The sequence below is a fragment of the Apilactobacillus ozensis DSM 23829 = JCM 17196 genome (genome assembly GCF_001435995.1).
In the GTDB taxonomy this organism is placed as follows: Bacteria; Bacillota; Bacilli; order Lactobacillales; family Lactobacillaceae; genus Apilactobacillus; species Apilactobacillus ozensis.
The window spans coordinates 11,743-33,042 of sequence record NZ_AYYQ01000008.1 but is presented as its reverse complement, the minus strand read 5'-3'; the positions used below and the strand labels follow the sequence as shown (position 1 = coordinate 33,042).

Annotated in this window: 13 protein-coding genes and 1 pseudogene; 8 read left to right on the top strand and 6 right to left on the bottom strand. The window is 32.4% G+C overall.

Going from position 1 to position 21,300, the window contains the following annotated elements:
* Positions 1-403: 403 nt before the first annotated feature.
* From FD06_RS02355 to FD06_RS02330, 6 genes are all read left to right on the top strand, one after another.
* Positions 404-1,585 (top strand): thiolase family protein, encoded by a 1,182-nt coding sequence (locus FD06_RS02355; RefSeq protein WP_056965841.1) that lies wholly within the window; start codon positions 404-406, stop codon positions 1,583-1,585.
* Positions 1,586-1,680: 95 nt separating this feature from the next.
* Entirely contained in the window at positions 1,681-3,771 is a 2,091-nt protein-coding gene (locus FD06_RS02350) for an RNA degradosome polyphosphate kinase (protein ID WP_237757223.1), read from the top strand.
* Between the two features lie 12 nt (positions 3,772-3,783).
* The gene (locus tag FD06_RS02345) at positions 3,784-4,710 is read left to right on the top strand and encodes a Ppx/GppA family phosphatase (protein ID WP_054658610.1); all 927 of its coding nucleotides are present in this window, start codon (positions 3,784-3,786) and stop codon (positions 4,708-4,710) included.
* A 157-nt stretch (positions 4,711-4,867) separates the two neighbouring features.
* Positions 4,868-5,401, top strand: coding sequence for a GNAT family N-acetyltransferase (locus FD06_RS02340; protein ID WP_054658608.1), 534 nt, complete (start codon positions 4,868-4,870; stop codon positions 5,399-5,401).
* An 18-nt stretch (positions 5,402-5,419) separates the two neighbouring features.
* Positions 5,420-5,608 carry a hypothetical protein gene (locus tag FD06_RS02335; protein ID WP_054658606.1) on the top strand — a complete coding sequence of 63 codons (189 nt, stop codon included), beginning with the start codon at positions 5,420-5,422 and terminating at the stop codon, positions 5,606-5,608.
* 104 nt (positions 5,609-5,712) lie between these two features.
* On the top strand, positions 5,713-6,468 hold the full coding sequence (locus tag FD06_RS02330) for a nucleoside phosphorylase (RefSeq protein ID WP_054658604.1): 756 nt from the start codon (positions 5,713-5,715) through the stop codon (positions 6,466-6,468).
* Positions 6,469-6,510: 42 nt separating this feature from the next.
* On the opposite strand, the gene FD06_RS02325 is transcribed toward FD06_RS02330, so the two are convergent.
* The 3 genes and pseudogenes from FD06_RS02325 to FD06_RS02315 form a co-directional block, all read right to left on the bottom strand.
* On the bottom strand, positions 6,511-7,110 hold the full coding sequence (locus FD06_RS02325; RefSeq protein ID WP_082605260.1) for a L,D-transpeptidase: 600 nt from the start codon (positions 7,108-7,110) through the stop codon (positions 6,511-6,513).
* A gap of 488 nt (positions 7,111-7,598) precedes the next feature.
* Positions 7,599-8,921, bottom strand: a pseudogene (locus tag FD06_RS02320) (aldehyde dehydrogenase family protein); the annotation flags it as partial.
* 77 nt (positions 8,922-8,998) lie between these two features.
* Positions 8,999-9,664 carry a CPBP family intramembrane glutamic endopeptidase gene (locus FD06_RS02315; protein ID WP_054658598.1) on the bottom strand — a complete coding sequence of 222 codons (666 nt, stop codon included), beginning with the start codon at positions 9,662-9,664 and terminating at the stop codon, positions 8,999-9,001.
* A gap of 237 nt (positions 9,665-9,901) precedes the next feature.
* Here FD06_RS02315 and FD06_RS02310 point away from each other — a divergent pair, with 237 nt between their 5' ends.
* Together FD06_RS02310 and FD06_RS02305 are read left to right on the top strand one after the other, a co-directional pair.
* Positions 9,902-10,216 carry a helix-turn-helix domain-containing protein gene (locus FD06_RS02310; protein ID WP_056965837.1) on the top strand — a complete coding sequence of 105 codons (315 nt, stop codon included), beginning with the start codon at positions 9,902-9,904 and terminating at the stop codon, positions 10,214-10,216.
* Between the two features lie 163 nt (positions 10,217-10,379).
* Positions 10,380-10,679, top strand: a complete 300-nt coding sequence (locus tag FD06_RS02305) for a hypothetical protein (protein ID WP_056965835.1) — start codon at positions 10,380-10,382, stop codon at positions 10,677-10,679.
* A 39-nt stretch (positions 10,680-10,718) separates the two neighbouring features.
* Here the strand turns inward: FD06_RS02305 and FD06_RS02300 are convergent, their stop codons facing one another.
* The 3 genes from FD06_RS02300 to FD06_RS07790 all read right to left on the bottom strand — a co-directional run bounded on the left by FD06_RS02300 (position 10,719) and on the right by FD06_RS07790 (position 20,576).
* Complete coding sequence (locus FD06_RS02300) at positions 10,719-15,278, bottom strand: DUF5776 domain-containing protein (RefSeq protein WP_056965832.1); 4,560 nt, start codon at positions 15,276-15,278, stop codon at positions 10,719-10,721.
* A 110-nt stretch (positions 15,279-15,388) separates the two neighbouring features.
* Positions 15,389-19,099 carry a helicase-exonuclease AddAB subunit AddA gene (gene addA, locus FD06_RS02295; protein ID WP_056965830.1) on the bottom strand — a complete coding sequence of 1,237 codons (3,711 nt, stop codon included), beginning with the start codon at positions 19,097-19,099 and terminating at the stop codon, positions 15,389-15,391.
* A gap of 1 nt (position 19,100) precedes the next feature.
* A complete protein-coding gene (locus tag FD06_RS07790; protein ID WP_054658576.1) occupies positions 19,101-20,576 on the bottom strand; it encodes a PD-(D/E)XK nuclease family protein in 1,476 nt (491 codons plus the stop codon).
* Between the last annotated feature and the right edge of the window lie 724 nt (positions 20,577-21,300).

Genomic DNA, 21,300 nt, shown 5'->3' with positions numbered 1-21,300 from the left:
ATGTTTAATTACTTACTTCCGTAAGTTCCTTACACATCATCGATTATCAAAATCTTATTCAGTTTTCAAAGATCTAATCTAAATTGGTATATAACCAACTTCTTTATTCTAACAGAACTTTTCAAGTTTTGCAAGAACAAATTTATTTTTCTTAATTGCCTATCTGACAACAAAAACTATTATGACATTTTTTTATTTGAATGTCAACAACCAATTTTATTTTTTTAAAATTATTAAATTGGTATATGTTGTTTGTCTCAAATGACAACGTTTTATATCATATCAATTAAACAATCTTAAGTCAACAATTTTTTTAAAGTTTTTTTAAATAAAATTTATAATTAGAAATCAAATCATACAGAATATATAATTTAGAAAGAAATTATATTTAAGGAAGATTAAAATGAATAAAAAAATAGTAATCGTATCTGCTAAAAGAACTCCCATTGGAAAATTAAATGGAGCTTTAAAATCTTTAAGCGCTGTCGATTTAGGAACAGCCGTTTCTAAATCTGCAATACAAGAATTAAATCTAGCTGAAGAAAATATTGATCAAGTTATTTTTGGCAACGTGCTACAAGCAGGAAACGGTCAAAACGTAGCTAGGCAAATTGAATTAAACACTGGAGCAAATTTTTCTAGTACTGCTAATACCATTAATCAAGTATGTGGATCCGGAATGAAAGCCATTCGTAATGCTCAGATGGAAATTCAAATGGGCACCGCAGATATAATTATTGCTGGTGGAACCGAAAGTATGTCTAATGCACCATTTTTAAATAAAAACATTCGCACTGAACATAAGTTAGGAAATATATCACTTGTTGATTCTATGCTAAATGATGCGTTAACTGATGCTTTCAGTGGTAAACATATGGGAATTACAGCTGAAAATGTAGCTAAAAAATTTAATATTAGTCGTAAAGAACAAGACGAATGGGCTTTCTTATCTAACCAAAGAGCGATTGCTGCTCAAGATAATGGATGGTTCCAAAACGAAATCGTTCCAATAGAAGTAAATGAATCAAAAAATCATTTCATAATGCGTGAAGATGAAAGTATATATAGAAAAACTAGTTTAGAAAAACTTAGCAGCTTAAAAACTGTATTTATGGAAGAAGGAACTGTAACTGCTGGTAACTCATCAAGCATTAATGATGGAGCATCCGCCTTAGTCTTAATGAGCGCCGCTAAAGCTGAAAGTTTACATCTCAAACCATTGGCGACGATTGAAGATTATACTGAAGTCGGTATTGACCCAGACATAATGGGATATGCACCATATTATGCTATTCAAAAAATATTAAATCGAAATAATTTAACCGTTGAAGATATCGATTTATTTGAACTAAATGAGGCCTTTGCATCACAAGTCTTAGCAGTGTCTAAAAATTTAAACATCACACCCGACAAACTAAACATCGCTGGCGGGGCCATTGCACTTGGTCATCCCTTAGGCGATTCAGGTGCCCGTATCATTACTACCCTAATCAATAACCTAAAAAGAACCAATAAGCATTCTGGTATCGCTTCAATTTGTATCGGTGGCGGTATGGGAATGGCTATGCAAATATCAGTAGATTAAAAGAGGAGCTCTCTCCTCTTTTTTAATTTATAGTTATAAACTAGTGGTTTATAATTAATTATATAAATGTAATGATTCTGAAAGGGTGGTTCATATTGGCATTTAAAGATAGTAGTTTATTCAATAGTAGAGAATTGAGTTGGATAGACTTTGATGATCGGGTTTTAGATGAAGCCTCTGATAAGAGAAACCCTTTATTAGAGCGGCTTCGATTCGTTGGAATATCACAAAATAATTTGGATGAGTTCGTAAATATTCGTGTAGCATCATTGCACAAAATGATTTCAGTAGGTTATAAAGGTTCTGATGCCGCTGGCTTAACTGCTAAAGAACAGCTACAAAAGATTTCATCAAAAACTCATAAACTAGTCAAAAAGCAATATGACATTTTTAAAAATCAAATTATGCCAGCCTTAAATCGACATAAAATTAAAATATTGAAAATTAATGATTTAAGTCCTCAACAAAAAAGTTATGTAGATAGTTTTTTTGATCAAAAGTTATACCCAGTCTTAACTCCCATGGCAGTTGATGTATCGCGACCATTTCCATTTATAGCCAACGATACTTTAAACATCGCTTTAAGAATTTATAAACCGGGTACCGAAAAGAAAAAGGCCATCGCTTTTGTTCAAGTCCCCGACGTATTCCCGCGTGTCATTAAACTCCCCTTTGCGGAAAATAGCTTTGTCATGCAAGAAGACATTATAAAAAGCAACATTAGAAAGTTATTCGTTGGATCTACTATTCGTGAAATGGCATGTTTCACCATTACTCGAGATATGGATATGGATGTCGCTGAGTCAGATACTTCAGACTTAATGAAAGAAATTGAACAAGAACTTAAAAAAAGACAACATGGAAAAGCCATGCGCATTGAATTCGAAGCAGATATGTCATCAACATTAAAAAAATATATAACTAAAAAAATAAATTTACATGAAGATGACTGCTATGCTATCCATGGTCCCGTTGATTTAACGTTCGTTAATGGTTTAATTAGCCAAGTTAGTGGTCATGCAGATCTTTTGTACCCTAAATTTGAACCATATTTGCCTAAAATCGTTAGAAACGGTAATATTTTTAATTTAATTTCTCGAAGTGACCTCTTTTTCAATCATCCCTATGATTCATTTGATATCGTCACAAAGTTCATTCAACAAGCTGCGGAAGATGAGAACTCACTAGCCATTAAAATCACTCTATATCGAGTTTCATCAAAATCACCTATTATAAAATATTTAAAGAAAGCTGCTGCTAACGGTAAACAAGTCACCGTATTAGTCGAACTAAAAGCACGTTTTGACGAAGAAAACAATGTTCATTGGGCCCATGAATTAGAAAAAGCTGGTTGCCACGTAATCTATGGTTTAGTTGGTTTAAAAACTCATTGTAAACTCGCCCTAGTTATTCGCAAGGAAGGCAATAAAATTAGTCGTTATATGCATATGGCAACTGGTAACTACAATGAATCGACCGCTAAACACTACACTGACATGTGTATATTTACTAAACATCAAGAAATGGGCATGGACGCCACTAACATCTTTAATATGTTATCTGGATTTTCACAGCCACCTAAGTTTCATAAACTAACCATTTCACCCAATGGCATTCGAAATAAGTTAATGGAGATGCTAGATAACGAAATTAACAACGTTAAAAATGGTCACAAAGGTTTTGTTCAAATGAAAATGAACTCACTTTCTGACCCCCGTATGATTCGTAAGCTTTACGAAGCTAGTGCTGCTGGTGTGAAAATCAATCTAATAGTCCGTGGAATTTGTAACCTTAAAGTTGGCATTCCTAAAATATCTGAAAACATTTCTGTACATTCAATTGTTGGACAATTTCTCGAACATAGTCGAATATATTGTTTTTACGATAACGGAAATAATCATGTGTTCTTATCAAGTGCTGACTTAATGAATCGTAACCTTAGTCGCCGAGTTGAACTATTATTTCCAATTTTAAATGATAAAATAAAGCAACACATTTTATGGATTTACAAACAGATGTGGAATGATAATGTTAAGACTAGAGTTATGATGCCAGATAGTACTTGGCAACATGCTGAACCAAATAGTAAAATGAGCGCTTTAGATTCTCAAGCATACTTATTGCAAAACCGTCAAAGGCTAGCTGATAACCTCTTAGACAGTTTAATTAACCCTTTTAAAAAATAAGGAGGATAATTTATGAAACATTTAGCTGTAATTGACTTAGGTTCTAATTCAGCGCGCCTAACTGTAACTAGAATTCAAGATAATGGTGCCTACGAAAACGTAGTCGAGAAAAAAGACCCCGTTAGACTATCAGAAAACATGGGGAAAGAAAATATCTTAAAACAACCTGCCATCGACAGAACTATTGAGTCGTTGAAAGCATTTCATGATATATATGCACAATATGAAAATGTGGAAGTTAAGGCGGTAGCGACCGCTGCAACTCGCATTGCTAAAAACCAAAAAGAATTTATCAACTTAGTTAAAAGTGAAACTGGCATCAACTTAGAAGTTATTTCTGGAGAGACTGAGGCCCGATATGATTATCTGGGAGTAATGGCTAAAATGCCTGTAGCTAATTGTATTATTATGGATACGGGTGGTGCTAGTACTGAACTTATCCTAGTTCACAACCATATTGCCGAACACATGATTTCAATTCCATACGGAGCAGTAAATTTAACTGAAACATTTTTAGATGCCGATAAAGTTAGTGCGTATGAATTATTCTGTTTAACCGCTAAAATGCAAAATATCTTTAATAATATTATGTGGTTAAACAAGGGTCGACACCTCCCCATTGTGGCTTTAGGTGGCTCTAACCGCACTTTAGCTAAAATAATTCGCAAGAAAGTCCTTAAACAAGCTGAAGTGGATATTCAAAGTTTAAGAATGAGTTTGTCAGAAGCACAAACTATTTATGAAAACTTACTACAGTGTGATTTAAAGCAACGACGTGCAATTCCTGGAGTATCAAAGGAACGTGCTGATATTATCATTGGTGGATTAAATCCCATCATCACGCTTATGAACTTGATTGATTCGCAAAGTATCATGTTTTCAACTGCCGGACTCAGAAACGGTATTTTAAGTGAATATTTATCCAACAATTTGAACTAAATATTCATTATCTTTGACTAAAATAAATATATAAGAGTAGAATACGTTTCGGAGTGCTTATTGCACACAGCTTAATTAATAAGTTATTGAAATTATTGGATTATTTAGGTATACTCTTGTAGTTTTAATAAAAATATCGATATGAGGAAGTGTTATAATGCCTGCAACATACTTAAGAAAGTCTACTGAAAAGGATTTACCAGACATTTTGGAAGTTATTCATTCAGCGATTGCCTATTTACATGAACAAGGAATCGACCAATGGCAACATGGTTATCCTGCAGATTCAGACTTAGAAAAAGATGTTCAAAATGGAATCAATTATGTATTGATAGTTGATGGTAAAGTCGCTGGTACTGCCACCATTCATCAAGGAATTGATCCTAATTATTTAAAAATTGATGATGGAGAATGGTTAAACGGTGCTGAAAATCATTATGCAGCAATTCATCGTGTTGCGATTTCCAACAAATTCCGTGGCCAACACTTATCTCAAAAACTAGTTAGTGGATTAGTTACGGTTTCTAGCATCCTAGGATACAAAGATATCCGTATTGATACGCATCCTGAAAACATGGCCATGCAACATGTTATTACAAGCAATGGATTTGAGAAACGTGGAATTATCCACATGCGTGAAAATAACCACCCATGGACAGCTAGATACGCATATCAAATGCTAATTGACTAAAAATCATAGGAAGTTATTATGTTAGCTAATGATTGGTCAGTACAAATTAAGCTAATCGTGATGTATGCAATTGGTTTAATTTCAGTAATTAGTTTATTAATTACGTTTTATATTCGACATAAAAAAGATTTTAATAAAAATGCAATCATAATATCTGCGGTTGCTATAATAATTGCAATTATATTATTTATAGTAGTAACCCTTTAAAAAAGACATTCTAAAATGGAATGTCTTTTTTATTGCACTTAAATTGATATACGGATGGAATAAAGCTATAATGGAGGATAAAAAATTTTGCGAGGAGTGCCAATATGAAAAATTTACCAATTTTAAACTATGATGATAATAAAAATGCTGTAATTAACCCTTTTAAGAAAAAGAAATTTAGTTTTCCTGATAAATTGCTCTTCGCTTTTACAATGACTGAAAAATTCAATAAATTCATTGCCGATAATCAAGCTAAAATTATTGGTGAATATAAACGCTCACTAAATCATTTTTACGTATATCAAATTACTGTAAATGGTGAGGAAATTGGAGTGTGCCAAGGTCCTATGGGAGCGCCAGCCGCTACTCAATTCATTGAGTTTTTAATTGCTAATGGTTCTAAAGAAATCTTAGCTGTAGGCTCATGTGGTGCTTTAAAAGAAATCCCTGAAAATCGTTTCATCATTCCAGTTAAAGCCCTTAGGGATGAAGGAACATCTTATCACTATCTTCCCGCCGAAAGATCGATTGACTTAGATGCCGCATTTGTAAATAAATTAATTAATGCTCTTCAAAAAAATGATATTGAAATCCAAAAAGTTAATACTTGGACAACCGATGCCTTTTTCCGTGAAACTGAAAAATTAGTTAAAGAGTACACCGATGAAGGCTATGACGTTGTCGAAATGGAATGTGCTGCTTTAACTGCATGTGCTAAATTCCGTGGGGTTTCCTTTGCACAAATACTATTTACAGCTGATACATTAGCTGATAGTGACAATTGGGACCCTCGAGATTATGGTCTTTCTTCACACATTAAAGTGTTGCAAGTTGGCTTAAGAGCCTTAGCTGATATGTAATAAAACTAAATAAAAAGCAATGTGCAAAATGCACATTGCTTTTTATTTGATAACAACTTTAGTCCCGAAAGGAACTTTTTGGTTGACCCACTTAGCATCAGCAATGGATAATCTAATGCAACCATGTGAATTAGCCTTTTTACCTAATTCTTCAGCCTGAGAAACGACGTATTTTCCGTGTTTATCAACTGGAACGCTGTGGAATAAATAGATGCCATGATCTTTCCAGGAAGTCCAATAATTAGCCCCTTCTTTAGAAGCAGCATTATAGAAATGATTACCGCGCTCAGCTTGAATATGATATGTTCCACGAGGAGTTGCATTGTTAGCACCTGTGGAACAATTCATGGTATATAAAACTTTGTTTTGTTTACTCATTACATATACACGTTGTTGACTAATGGAAACCGATAACCAATTTTGTTTTTTTACGTTCATATTGGGATATGGTTTATTTTCAGATGGCTTTTTCCAATTAATTGTTGTCGTCTGAACCGAACTAGTCTTTTTCACATCACTACCATGACTCTTGCTATTAGCGTTAGCCTTACTACCGCAAGCAGTTAGCGTCATGATTAATGTAAAACTCCAAACTAAAAATAATAACTTTTTCTTCAAAACAATCACCTTTTTAATACGCATATTTTTCTTAATAACAAATAAAGCAAACAGATAAAACAATAATGATTGCAATAATAATTAACGTGTAACACAGTTTTTCAAACATAAAATAATGCCTTCTTTATTTTTAATATTCAACTATTTATGTCTTCTGATAAAGACCGTAATTATACTAACAATTACAAAGATAATTATAAACTCTAATATATAAAACAAAATAGAAAACTCCTTTATGAATTTGCTTATTGATTAGTATTATATATGTTTTATCAATTTTTTTGAAATTTTATTTGAAATTTTTAGCAAATTATGGTTAAATGGTATCTGTTGTTAAGTTATGAGCTGTTAGCTCAAGGTAGAGCACTCAATCCTTTGTTGAGAAGATGGTGTGCGGAACATCACAGCTCACTAATAAAAAAGCATCGATGATTAAATCATCGATGCTTTTTCTTTTTTTAATCTGCATATTTTGCAATTAAACTATCTAAATAATCATTCTTTAAGCAACCGGCAATGACCTTACGATTAATCAAATCATAATCGTTAACGTTATGGTCAATTGAGTTGGCACCCCAAGTTCCAGTCCCTAAAGTAAGTGAAGGAGCTAAGCCATTGATAGCACCTACCCCACCTAATCCACAAGGTGTATTAACTAGGATACGACAAGCTTGCATTTCTTCACCAAATTTAATTGCTACATCACGATCTTCAGTTCTAATAGCTGCAGTGTGACCTAAACCACCATATTCTAGTAATCTAGTAGCAATATCAAAGGCATCAGCTTGGTCATTAGCCTTGTAAACCGAAACCACTGGTGATAATTTTTCACCTGACAATAGGTAGTCATGGCCAATACCATCTAATTCAGCGGCTAAAACTTTGGTATCTTCGGGAACTTCAATTCCAGCCATTTTAGCAATCTTAGTAGCCTTAGCTCCGGCGATTGGTCCTTTAACACCACCAGTTTCTGGATTAAACATTGCTTCAGCTAATGCAGCTTGGTCGGCTGATTTAACGAAGAATACTCCGCTAGCTTGTAATTTTTGTTTTATTTCTTCATAAATATCATTATCAATAATCAAACTATTTTCAGTAGCACAAATCATTCCGTTATCGAAAGTTTTGGAAGCTACAACGTCTTTAACGGCTGCATCAACATCAGCAGATTTTTCAATATACAATGGACCATTACCTGGACCAACTCCTAAAGCTGGTTTTCCGGTAGAATATGCTGCTTTAACCATCGCAGGTCCACCAGTAGCTAAAGTGCTAGCAATGCCTGGATTATTTATTAATTGGTTAGTAGCTTCAATACTAGGTTCAGTAATCCATTGAATACAATCTTTAGGTGCTCCTGCAGCAACTGCAGCATCTCTGACAATTTCAGCTGCCTTAGCAGATGATTTCATCGCTTGTGGATGGAAACTAAAAACAATTGCATTTCTAGTTTTCATAGAAAGGATTGATTTGAAAATAGTGGTAGAAGTGGGGTTAGTTACTGGTGTAATCCCAGCTAGTACTCCTAGAGGCTCGGCGACTGTGATGGTCTTATCTTCCTTATTTTCATCAATAATCCCAACAGTCTTATGATTTTTAATGCTTTCGCCTACTTGTCCAGCAGCGAAGACGTTCTTGATAGCTTTATCATGAGCAACTCCTCGACCGGTTTCTGAATAAGCTAAATTACCTAACTCAACACTATGCTCTAAACCAGCTTGAACCATAGCGTCGACAATTTTATCAACTTTTTCTTGATCAAAAGCTGACATTTCTTTTAAAGCAACGTTAGCTTTTTTAACTAAATTATTAATCATTTCATTAACTTCAGTCATTATAATCCTCCCACTTTTCAATAAAATTTGTTACTAATATAAATTCTATCAAAAATAGGGCAACGTGCAAATTATTATTATCGACTAGCAGCAATTAAACCGATTACGGCCACTACTAAATTTAAAAATATATGACAAAAAGTTGAAACTACAATGTTGTATTGATTTTTAATATAAGCACCAGCAAATAAGAATCCAATTATTATATATGGAAAAATGACTTGTAAATCTTGAACTGTGTGCATATGAATTAAACCAAATAGAATTGAAGAAATAATTACTAAGGACCAAACTGGGATGTGATTTTTAAAGTTACCAATTAAGATTCGTCTAAAAATCATCTCTTCATTAATGGGAGCAACGAAAGTTAAAACAATTGATAAAGCAAATGATAGTAAGGTTCCCTTATCAGTCACACTGTTTATAAATGTCTGGTTACTTGCACTAACACCAGTCATTTTAGCTGCAATAACTTGAGCTACGGCTATAATAATCCATAGAATAATTGCTAACATAACATATTTAAAAATATGCTTTTTAAATAATTTCAATGAATCTAGATATTCATTTTTATACAAACACATTGGCCCAACAGCTAGTAATAAAACTTGCATTAACATGTACACCACTAAATATGTTGAAATGCTAGCATGAAAAACATTAGTTAGCATTGGCGTAACGTACAATAAAACTATAAACATTAAAATTGGCAAACACGTAAATTTATAAAATTGTTTGTTCATAATCATATCTCCAATCAAATTTTTTTATAACAACTTTATTATAATTTTTATTTTTAAAATGACATATTGATTGGCACAATATTTACTAATAAATAATAATTTACCGTTTTTACCTAATTTTTTACCGTCTTATTAATTGGCAAGAATCTTATCATGGATAATTTAACGAATGTGTAGTTAATTATCTAGGTTATTTCTAAATTCATCTGTAACATGCAATATAGAAAGGAGCTAAGAATGAATTTATCTGAAAAAATTATACATTTGAGGAATCAAAAAAATCTAACCCAAGAACAATTAGCTAATAATTTACAAGTTTCTAGATCAACTATTTCTAGTTGGGAAACTGGGCGTAGCTATCCAGATTTAGAAATGATTGTTCGTATTTGTGATTTTTTCAATGTGAGTCTAGATTATATATTGAGGAATGATGAAAAGATTGTAAGAAAGATAAGTTTAGATAGTCGAAAGAAAAAAAACATTAGTAGGTTCAATAATTGGATTAATCATTTTTATTGTTGTAGCATTTACATTATTTTTATATTACGCTGAGCCTTCATCAATAAATCCAACTAAACTAAAAATTATAAAAGTAACTAAAGTTCCTGTTACCATAAACAAAAAAATTCATGGAAAATATATCAAGAAAGATTATAAATATTATGTTTATGCCAAATTGAATACACCATGGTATACATGGGATAAGAATAATAACATGGCTGGAATGATGTATAACGATAAGGTAAATAAATATTTTTTAGGATGCCCAAATAAAAAATCACAAACTGTGATAGGTTCGTTTCAAGCTAAAAAGTCACTTAATATTTTTAAAAACATTCAAAAAAATAAATTTCTAAAATTGGAAATACCAGCTTTTTCGACAGGATTTAATCCTAAATATGATGCAGATTCACCATACAACATTGGTAAGAAAATAATCATAACCAGTGAATCTGGAATTAGAATTTCAAAAGAAAATACTAAGGTATTATTAACGCCTGAAGAAAACAAATAAAGACCCTGCATTTTGCAGAGTCTTTATTTGTTTTAGAGATTACATAACTTTAACTAATAATTTATTACCAGAAATGTATTTACCATTTGATAATAAAATTCTAGTTGTAATTCCATTCTTAATTATTTTCTTAAAGTGTAACTTTTTACCATTTTTATAGTGACCGGATTTACCACTTAAACTAGCATTATTGTAGTAATTAATACCACCCTTTGAAGTTACAACTAAAGTCTTACTACTTGCGTTTCTGTAGTATAAACCTCTAATTGCATTACCAGTCGCTCTAATCCAACCAAATTTTTTATATGAGTTACTATTGTAAGTTTTATAATCCATATTTTGAACATAGTAAGCAACTGGTTTACCATTTATACCATACATAACTCTTTTAACAATGAATGCAGGGCGACCTAAGTTCAAGGAATCCTTATCGGAATATTTCCAGTTAAGACGATTCTTAAATGATGGATCGTAATATAACTTAACCGATTTACCTGTATAAATGGCTACTGGTTTGGACATAAAGATATTGGATTTATTAATTCGACGGTTCGTACATGCAATCTTCAAGTTACTACTACTTTGGTTTGCGTTAGATTTGTTAGTCTTATCATTGTTACCGCTATTATTAAAATCACCGTAGTAGTAATAATTTTGAGAATTATTTAAATCGTTATTATTTTTGAATAAATTAGACATTTCATTTAAAGCATTGTCTAAAGCACCCTGAATGTCAGAAGTAGTTTGGCCGTTACTGAACATATCTTTATATTTATTAAGTATATTACCAAAGTCAGTTTTAGCTTGTTGTTTTTGAGCATCAGTAAGATTTGGTAGTTTATCAACGTCAGCTTGTAACATCATTAAGTCCGAATTTAATGAATCAGTTGCTACTTTACGATCATTATCCAAACCATTGTCATGGTCTAGTTTCAACTTGTTAAAGAAATCGTTCATTTTTTGAGTAGATATATCCGAAGCATCATTGATACTCTTGTTTGTGCCCAAATTATTAATGATAGACTTTGAATCAACCAACATACTATTTAAAGTATTTAAAGCTAATTGTCTTTGACTAGGTGATAAGTTAGTTAGTTGACCAATTCTAAGATTAATATCATGAACTTGGTTAGATAATTCGTCATTAGTATCATTCTTAACATTGTTTAAGTCATCGTCATGAGCTTGTTTTTGATCATTGACGTATTGATTAATATTGTCAATGGCGTTTTGCATAGATTCATCAGCATCACCAGTGGTCAAAGAACTATCAATCATATTGCCAGTTTCACTAGCAATATCATCAAGGGCATTGAATAATGATTGCTTAGTTTCATCACTTAAATTAGTCAGTCCGTTAATGATATTTTTAGCATTTTTAACTGCATCGTCAACCTTACTTTTATCACTAGTTTTATCATTGCTCAAGTCCGTATCATGGGCTGATTTTACATTGTTAAAAATATTATCCATGTCGGAAATACTTTGATTAGTATCTGAATTTATGGCGTCATCGGTTGCATCTTGATTAACTTTATCTTGAGCTGATTTAAACTTATCAGTTAATTGATTCCTTAAATCATCACGTTGCTGTTCTGAAAGATTAGTTAGAGTATCAATTTCATCATTTAGACTATCATACTCATTTTGTAGTTTGTCAATGGCGTTATCTTTAGATTTTTGTAAGGTTTTATCATGATCATCTTTAACGTTATTAAACATATTGTTTAACAATTGTTTTTGATTATCATAAGAAGTATCAACATCTTTTTCATTATTTTGTTGATTAATATTATCTTGATTTTCAGCAACTTGTTTAGCTAATATGGATTTAATTTTACTTTTATCACCCGCACTTAAGTTGCTCAAATCATCAACTTGATCTTGTAAGTTCTTTAGTTGGGCATCTAAAGCTTTGTTAGCGAGAGCTTTAGCCTGACGTAAGTTGTCTTTTTGAATCTTATCCTTATCAGCTACATATTTTTGAATCATTTTTTGCGTATTTGCAGACTCACTTTGTGCATCCTTAGTAGTAAGTGCTTGATTAATTTTTAACGTTGCATCATCTACATCCGCATTAATACGATCTACCATCGATTTTTTATCCAAGTCGCTTAAGTTAGTCATGCCATTAACTTTATCGATTTGTTTTTGAGCATCATCTTGTAAATCTTTAATTGCTGAACTTTTATCACTAGCTAAAGCTGTATCATGACTATCTTTGTGAGTCTTATAATAATTTTCCAATGCTTGAATTCCATTGTTTTTGGCAGTGACTATGCCAGAATTATTGTTCGCATTATTAATATTATCCTCAGCCGCTGTAGCATCACTGTTTAGTTGGTCAATAATTTTTTGCTTAGCATCGCTGGATAAGTTAGTTAAATCTTCAAGCATTTTAATTGTGTTATCACGTTTAGTATTAACTTCAGCAATCGCTGATACTTTCGCAGCAGCTAATTCTTGGTCATGATTATTCTTTAAAGTGGTAAATTGATCATTCAATGTTTTAGCATTATCAGCTAAATTTTTAGAAATATCACTTTGGTTGTTAGCTGCATTAATAGCATCATTTGCAGCAGCTATTTGCTTATCAACCGAAGCTTTTGCAGCTGTTTTAGCATCATCAGACAGATTAGTTAACCCGTCAATCTGCGCTTTAATCGCAGCTCCTTGACTATCAATTTGTTGATTAGCCAAGTTTTTAGCTTTTTGCAAACCTGTATCATGATTAGATTTTTGTTGGTTAGTGTAACTGTCCATATCCTGTTGACCATTGGCAGTTGCACTATCAGCTGCAGCATTGCTGTTAGCAGCTTCTAATTGAGCAATTGCTGTATTTAATTTAGCGTCAATCGTTGCTTTCATAGTATTTTTTTCGGCATCGGTAAGATTAGTTAAACCATCAATAACTTTTTTATCGGCGTTAGCAGAATTATTTAAGTCATCAATCTTTTTATCTTTATAAGCTTGTAAATCAGTATCATGATTAGTTTTAGCATCTTTGAAAATGCTATTCATATCATCAATACCATTATTAACAGAATTTTTAATTTGATTGCTATTATTGGAATTATTTACATTATCGTTTGCTTTTTTCAAAGCAGCATCTAATTTAGTAACTAAAGCCTTCTTATCATCAACACTTAGATTTCCTAAGCCATCAAGTTGTTTAACTAAAGCATCATGCGTTTTTTGCAATTGAGAATTTGAATCAGTAGCTGCAGTTTGCTCATTCTTTAAACCATCATCATGGTTTTTCTGAATACCATCATATAATTTCTGCATATCATCAGAATATGTAGAGACAATGCCAGTAAATTTACTTTCGTCAGTTGCTTTATCAATTTCATTAGTACCAACGGATAATTCCTTATTAATTTGGTTTTTATACTCGGCTTTTTTAGTTTCACTAAGGTTAGTCAAATTATCAATTTGAGTATTTAAAGCAGCCGCTTTATTAGCCAATGTCTTTTTGTATAAATCTTTGTTGGCTCTGATACTATCGTGCTTGCTACTAATTTTATTAAAGGCTGTGTCTAAGTCGTTTAATCCACCGGTAGTAGCTGAATCAATATCTTTTAAATTATTAGAATTGTTAACATTAGTAACTGCTTTATCATGAATAGCTTGCAAATCTTGTTTGGCAGCCGCTTTTAAGTCATCAGACAAGCCACTCATTTTATCAATCTTATCGAATTTATCCTTTAAATCATTATCTAAAGCATTTATTTGTTTAGACTTTTGATCATTTAAATTAGAATCGCCATTTTTTTGACCTTGATTCAATAAATCATCATAACTACTCTTAACAGAATTAAATGCATTAGTAATAGCAGCTATGTCGTTATTACCATTTAAATTATCTTTAGCAGCTTTAACTTTAGCAGCAAATTGCTTCTTTAGATTATCCTTATCAGATTGGCTAAGGTTATTCATTGCATCAACTTTGGTATTAAAATCATCAGTCATTTTATCAAAAGACCTAAAAATAGCATTAATGGTAGCACTAGCAACTCCTGAAACTGTATTACTATCTTCGATATCATTTTTACCATCTTGAACAGCATCGTCACCAATCAAAGGACTTAAGACATCCAATAATTTCTTTGCAGAAGCTTTAGAAACCATAAGAGCAGTACTGTCTAATGGCTTGCTATAAGCATCACTGTCATATTGTTTGCCATTGACTTTGAACTGAACAACAAACGTCATTTTTTTACCAACATTTAATGGATTAGCTACAAATGCTTGGTTCATTGGATTGGTAAATGAGACTGTAAATAAAGTGCCATTGTTACTCTCATTTATACCTTTGCTCCACCACATATAGCTGGATTGGTCTGGTCTTTGAACTCCAATTGCATAAATTGTACCTGGATAGTTTTTAGCACCTGGAACATACAAACTAATGGTGTTGGAACCGACAGTTAAACCATCAACTCTACGAATAGCAAAAGTACTATTGCTAACATTGCCACTTAAATTTCCTGAACTATCCGCATTAATAGCCTGGGGGGCAAAAGCCATTGCTCCGGTTGAGGCTACTAAAACTGATAATAATGATCCATATAATTTTACTTTTTTATTTATAATCATTTCTAATTCCCCCACTTTTGTATATAAATATATTCTAAAACTAATAATAGAATAAATAAATTTTTTTGCACAAAAAAAGCTAATCCGATATCGGATTAGCTCTGTTATTTTCATATCTCTTCAGTTTTATTTATGTTTAGTAAATGTATGAATTTATGACTTACTTTTTTATTCAACATTTTTTCTAAAGCAATTCCATAAAGATTGAGTTGTCCTCGATACTTATCTAAAATTTCATTAACATTATTTTTTACAAAGTCAGTTTTGTAATCAAATAATATAACTTGATTTTCTAATTCTACGTAACCATCAATAATCCCATGAATGAGAATCTTTTCATCAGCATCATTATTAAATCCATCAAAAATTTGGTTAGCATTTATTAATAGCGAGAAAGGTACTTCACGATGAAAATTGCATTTATTTTTAATAGTAAATTGTCCCAATTTCCCATTAAAAAATTCTACAATGCTAGACACATTAATCTTCTTAGCAACTTCGCTTAGAATAAGTTTGTCATGGACTAAATCATTAATTAATTGATTAACCATGTCAAAATCAACAGGAGCATTTAGATTAATTTTTTGTAAAACTAAATGTGTTGCCGTCCCAATTTCAGTTGCTTGAGGCTTTACATTAGACTGCAAAAAATCAGGTTGCTTAAAATTATTTTTAACATAACGGTTTGCTTGATTACTATTTTGTTCATCCACATAATTACCTAAACGAATATTATCTGGATCTTCAAAAACACGTTTTATTTCAGAAACTGATTGATAAGCCGTGGTTAGCGTAGCAATTCGATTAGAATAATTAAAATCCATGACTTTATCAATATCTTCGATAGGCGCGATTGTCGAATCAGATTCACCATTCAATTGATTTAACCATTCACTACTGTCTTCATCGTCTCCTGATACATTTGTATACTTGCCTAAATCTGCCTTAGTAACGAACGCAAAATTAAATTCAGCCTTATCACTATCTAAAATATGGAACTTAGATTCATCTACGGTAAAACAGTTATGTCTAAATAACGCTGGCCCTATCCAGTCTAAATAACTTTTAGCATCACTTCGTAGGGAGGCATCTAAAACGATATTAGATTCATCTTTAGCTTTCCCCCACAAATCTAATACTTTTTTACGGGTATTACGCTCTTTAGTTGCACCCACAATATATAATTTCTGTTCCGCTCGTGTTAGTGCCACATATAGTTTACGCATTTCTTCGGCTAAAGTACTACGGTTTTCTACTTTTACAATCATTTGGCGTTGTAAAGTATCTTTTTTTACTCGACTTGCGGGGTCTAAATAGGTAATGCCTAGCCCTAAATGGTCATTTAATACGTATGGTTTATAAGTATCTTGTAAGTTAAAACCATGTGAAACATCTGCTAAAAAGACGACTGGAAACTCAAGCCCTTTACTACCATGAATGGTCATCACTGATACCATATCATCATCGGAAGTAGCGTTGGCTTCATCTAAATCGTTATTTTGGGCTTGCATTCTTTTAACGAACCTAATGAATTGAAATAACCCTTTAAAATTAGATTGTTCATAAACCTCTGCACGGTCGTATAAAGCATGTAGATTGGCTTGGCGTTGTTTACCACCTGGCATCCCACCTACATAATCTAAAAATCCAGTCCTCAAATAAACGTCCCATATTAAATCTACTAATTCATGCTGTTGCGCCATGTCACGAAAATGTTTCAAATCTTCTAAAAATATTTTTATTTTTTCAAATACATGGTCTGAAAAATCTGTATGTTGCATATCATCATATTTATCGTAAAAATTAAGCACCGCTGAATAGTAGTCACCAGTCTTACTATTAATTCTTAAATATGCTAATTGATTTTCGTCTAATCCCACGATTGGCGAACGTAAAACTGCCACTAGTGGAATATCTTGGTAAGGATTATCAATAATACTCAACAATGAAATCATAATTTGAATCTCAGTCGTTTTGAAATAGCTTTGTGCTCCATTAATTTGCACCGGAATATTATAACGGTCAAATACATCCGACATAATTAAATTGTTGTTTCGCGTGGCGGATAATATTGCTATATCTGAATATTTGATGGGACGCGTTTGTTTTTGATCACGATCATATATAGATTGCTTACCTACCAGCTGATTAATTTTCTGGGCAATTAACTCAATTTGCCCATGTGCACTATCACTAACCTGGAATTGATTATCTTCTACATCTGCTTTATCTTCATCTTCACTGTCGCTTTCATATATAAGTACATCCACGGTTGATTTAAGTTCCTTTGGATAATAATCGGCTCCCGCAATCAATTTAGCAGGCCCAGTATAATCAATTTCTCCCACTTGATTATCCATAATTTGTTCAAAAATTAAATTAATAAATCGATCAATTTCTTTGGTTGAACGAAAGTTTTCGGATAAAGTTATTTCGGCATCTTGATTATCGGCATCTTGATATTTACTCATTTTATCAATGAACATGCTGGGGTCCGCTAATCTAAAACGATATATTGATTGTTTTACATCTCCCACCATGAACATATTACTAGGGTTATTTTTCGCAACAGTTCTTAATATTGCATCCTGTAAGTTGTTATTATCTTGATACTCATCCACCATAATTTCGTTAAATTGGTCAATTAAATTTTGTCGAACATTTTGAGCAATTTCACTTTGGTCAGATAAAATATCTAACGCATAATGCTCAATGTCGATAAATTCAAAGGCATGGCGGCGAATTTTCGCAATTTTATATTCATGACTAAATTTTTCAATAACTTGCACTAGTTTAGTAACTAGTTTTTTAGAATGTTGCATAATCGAAAGATTATCAGCTTCCGTGAGCGTAAAATAATCATTTCCCATTTTAATTAAATCTTTTTTAGCAGCATCCCGGAGATTTTTAGCCCGGTCATGAGCATCTTTTTCAACATCGGAATAGGTTTTGTTAGTTCTAGGGAAAGTTGCGAACTTAATTCCATAAAAAATGTTTCTAATTTCGTCCCAACTATCAGTGCTTAAAGCTATATCAAAAGCATTTAATTTCAAAATATCATCATTAATCACTTCAGATGCTTTAGCTAATCCATTATTTTTAGTAATGTTCATCGCACTTTGTAAGGTTAATTGAATTTGTTTTAATTCAGTCTGAATTAAATTTAACAAGTGTTTACGATAAAAGTCACTTTCGACAATGGAATGGTTGTTAATTTCATATTGATTAATCGTAGAAACTAACCAGGCATGTGGGTCTTTATTAACATTCGCATAATCATAAACTTTAAATACTAAGTCCGTTAAACCATCATCAGAACGGTCACTAGAAAAATTAGCCGTCAATTGGGCAAATGATTCATCACTATCATTAGCATAAAAGTTTTCACGTACTTGTTCCCAAACCTGCTCTCTGAGCATCGCAATCTCTGTTTGGTCCGCCATAACTCTAAATTCAGGGTCTAGGTTAATAATATAGTAATATCTTTGCAAAATAGTCTGACAAAATGAATCTAAAGTTGAGATATTGGCTACGGGTAATTTGCGTAACTGCTTTAATAGGAATAATTTTTCCTGGTTATCTTTAGAATTATTCAATTCGGTTCTTAAAGCTGTTTGAATTCGTTCACGCATTTCTTTAGCAGCTGCACGCGTAAAAGTTACAATTAGTAACTCATCAATACTGATATTTTGCTTTATTAATTTATTAATTACACGATCCACTAATACACGGGTCTTACCTGAACCAGCAGATGCTGAAACTAAAACATTGCCATCGTATTGATTATAAACAGCTTTTTTTTGCGAATCAGTATATTGCATATTAGTCCTCCGTCTTTAATCTTTTAATAAATTCTGATAGTCCCATCGAATCAACTTCACGATAATTATTTTCAGTTAACAATGGATCGAACTGCATAATTGATTTATAAGGTGTGTACTTCATTGCATTACTGTTTGGTGCCCATTTGGCAGGTGCTATATCAATGTTACCTGAAAAGATCTCGTGTCCGGCATGCTTAATTAAATCTTCATTATGAGCAATCATCAATTCTAAATCTGCTGGTTCCACGATTGGGCTAGTCTTTGAAAAACTACCATTTTTATTTTTCCGAAGTGGGAATACTTTTGAGCTTCCATAATTTTCATCACTAAGTGCACGATCAATTTTATTTAGCAATTCATCATTATTAACTAAAATGCCTGAATATTTTTGCTTATTTAAAAAGGCATCTTCAATACTTTTATTAATTTCTTTAATCGTTAGTTTTGGATTGTTGATATGCATGTATACCGCCCCAGCTAAAGCTGCTTTTTCAGTTTCTGTCCATAAATCTAAGTTCTTAGCCAATACATCCAAATAAGTCAGCATTTGCATGGAAGTTCCATCATATATCTTGCCAAACTCTAATTTATGTTGGCTAGATTTATAATCCACGATTCCAACATAATCGCGACCATTAACGTTCATAACATCAACTCGGTCAATTCGGCCCCGAACGTTGATAAGTTTAGGTTCTTGAATAACCTGGTCTGGCGAAAGAACAAATTTTAAAGGATTCAAATCGTTTTTTTGTCCAACTTGACCAAATGAGATTTCAGTATTGCGTGGACGCATTGGCGTATATTTACTTTGTTCATGCATTGTTAACAAGGTTCGTTGAACAGTTTCGACTAATTGCTTTTTAATATATTGCATTCGATAAGAACTTTGTAAAATGGCATATTGGAAATCTTGCGCATCTTCCAACATTTTTTGAGTAACTTCACCGACTAAAGCTCTTACGTCTTTAATTTCTAAGCTTGATAAATCAATCTTTTCGGCATTAATTTTACGCATGATTTTATCCATTGCTTCATGGTAGAACTGACCAGTGTTCGCTGGTGATAAATCAAATACGTTTCTTTCTTGAAGTTTTAAACCATATTTTAAGAAGTACTCATAGGGATTACTATAAAATTGTTCTAATTTTGAAATCGAAGTACTCAATTGGTTTCCGTATAATTTCGTAATAATTTCCGGAGATAATTGTGTAGGAATATTTTGATATTTTAAACCACCCAATAATTTTTGAGTCAATGCTTTAAAGTTAAGGTCATGCCCTAATTTTTGATAAACATATTTCCAAGAAGCTGATAGTTCAACGTTACTATTTTTACTATCTTGACTAGCTTGTACTAAACGTCTTAACGTTGAGCGCTTTGTTCCCAAAAATTTATCAATATTAGATGATTTAGCATCTGCGGTAGCTGGTAAATGTTTAATTTCAATGTTGAAATGGTCGGCAATTCTAGCCACATATGGTGAAATATTAACTACCGTATCTACGTCTTGACTAGCACTAAAACTAAAAATTAATTTTTGTGAACCAACTAAAAACGATAAATAGTTCAAATATTGGTCATCAGCCATTTGACGTTCGGAGGTATCACTTAAGTACTGCTCATCAGTTAAGTAGTCACTTAAATCATCGCGATCAGCATCGTTGAATAAGTTGTCATTAACAATATGGTCAGGCATTACATCGTCAGTTGAACCCATCATAAAGACAACTTTTCGATTATTCATTTGTACAATTCCACTTTCAGAAATTGCCACTTGGTCTAGAGTTGAAGGAATTTGGTTATAACTAGCACCTTCAAATCCAGCTTGTAATAGTGCTAAAAAATCTTCTTCCTTAAATTCAGTATCACCCAATACCGTTACATAATCGTCTAATAAGCTACAGAATGTATTCCACACTTGTTCTGGACGTGTGGATGCTTCTAATTTTCCTGCATTAATTAAATTATTGCGCCACGTATTCAGCTGGTCGGAAACCCCAATATCCACCATAAATTGGTACAAAATAGTAGCTGCCTGTAATCCATTTTTAGCTGCCCTTATTTTTTTATAAAATGGTGGTAACGTATCTTTTATAAAATGACGAATACTATTTATTTGTGTAGTTATGGCATCGTTCTTATCAAATTGCACACCAAAATCGGCATCATCGCTCCAGGCATACTGCCAATCTTCCTTT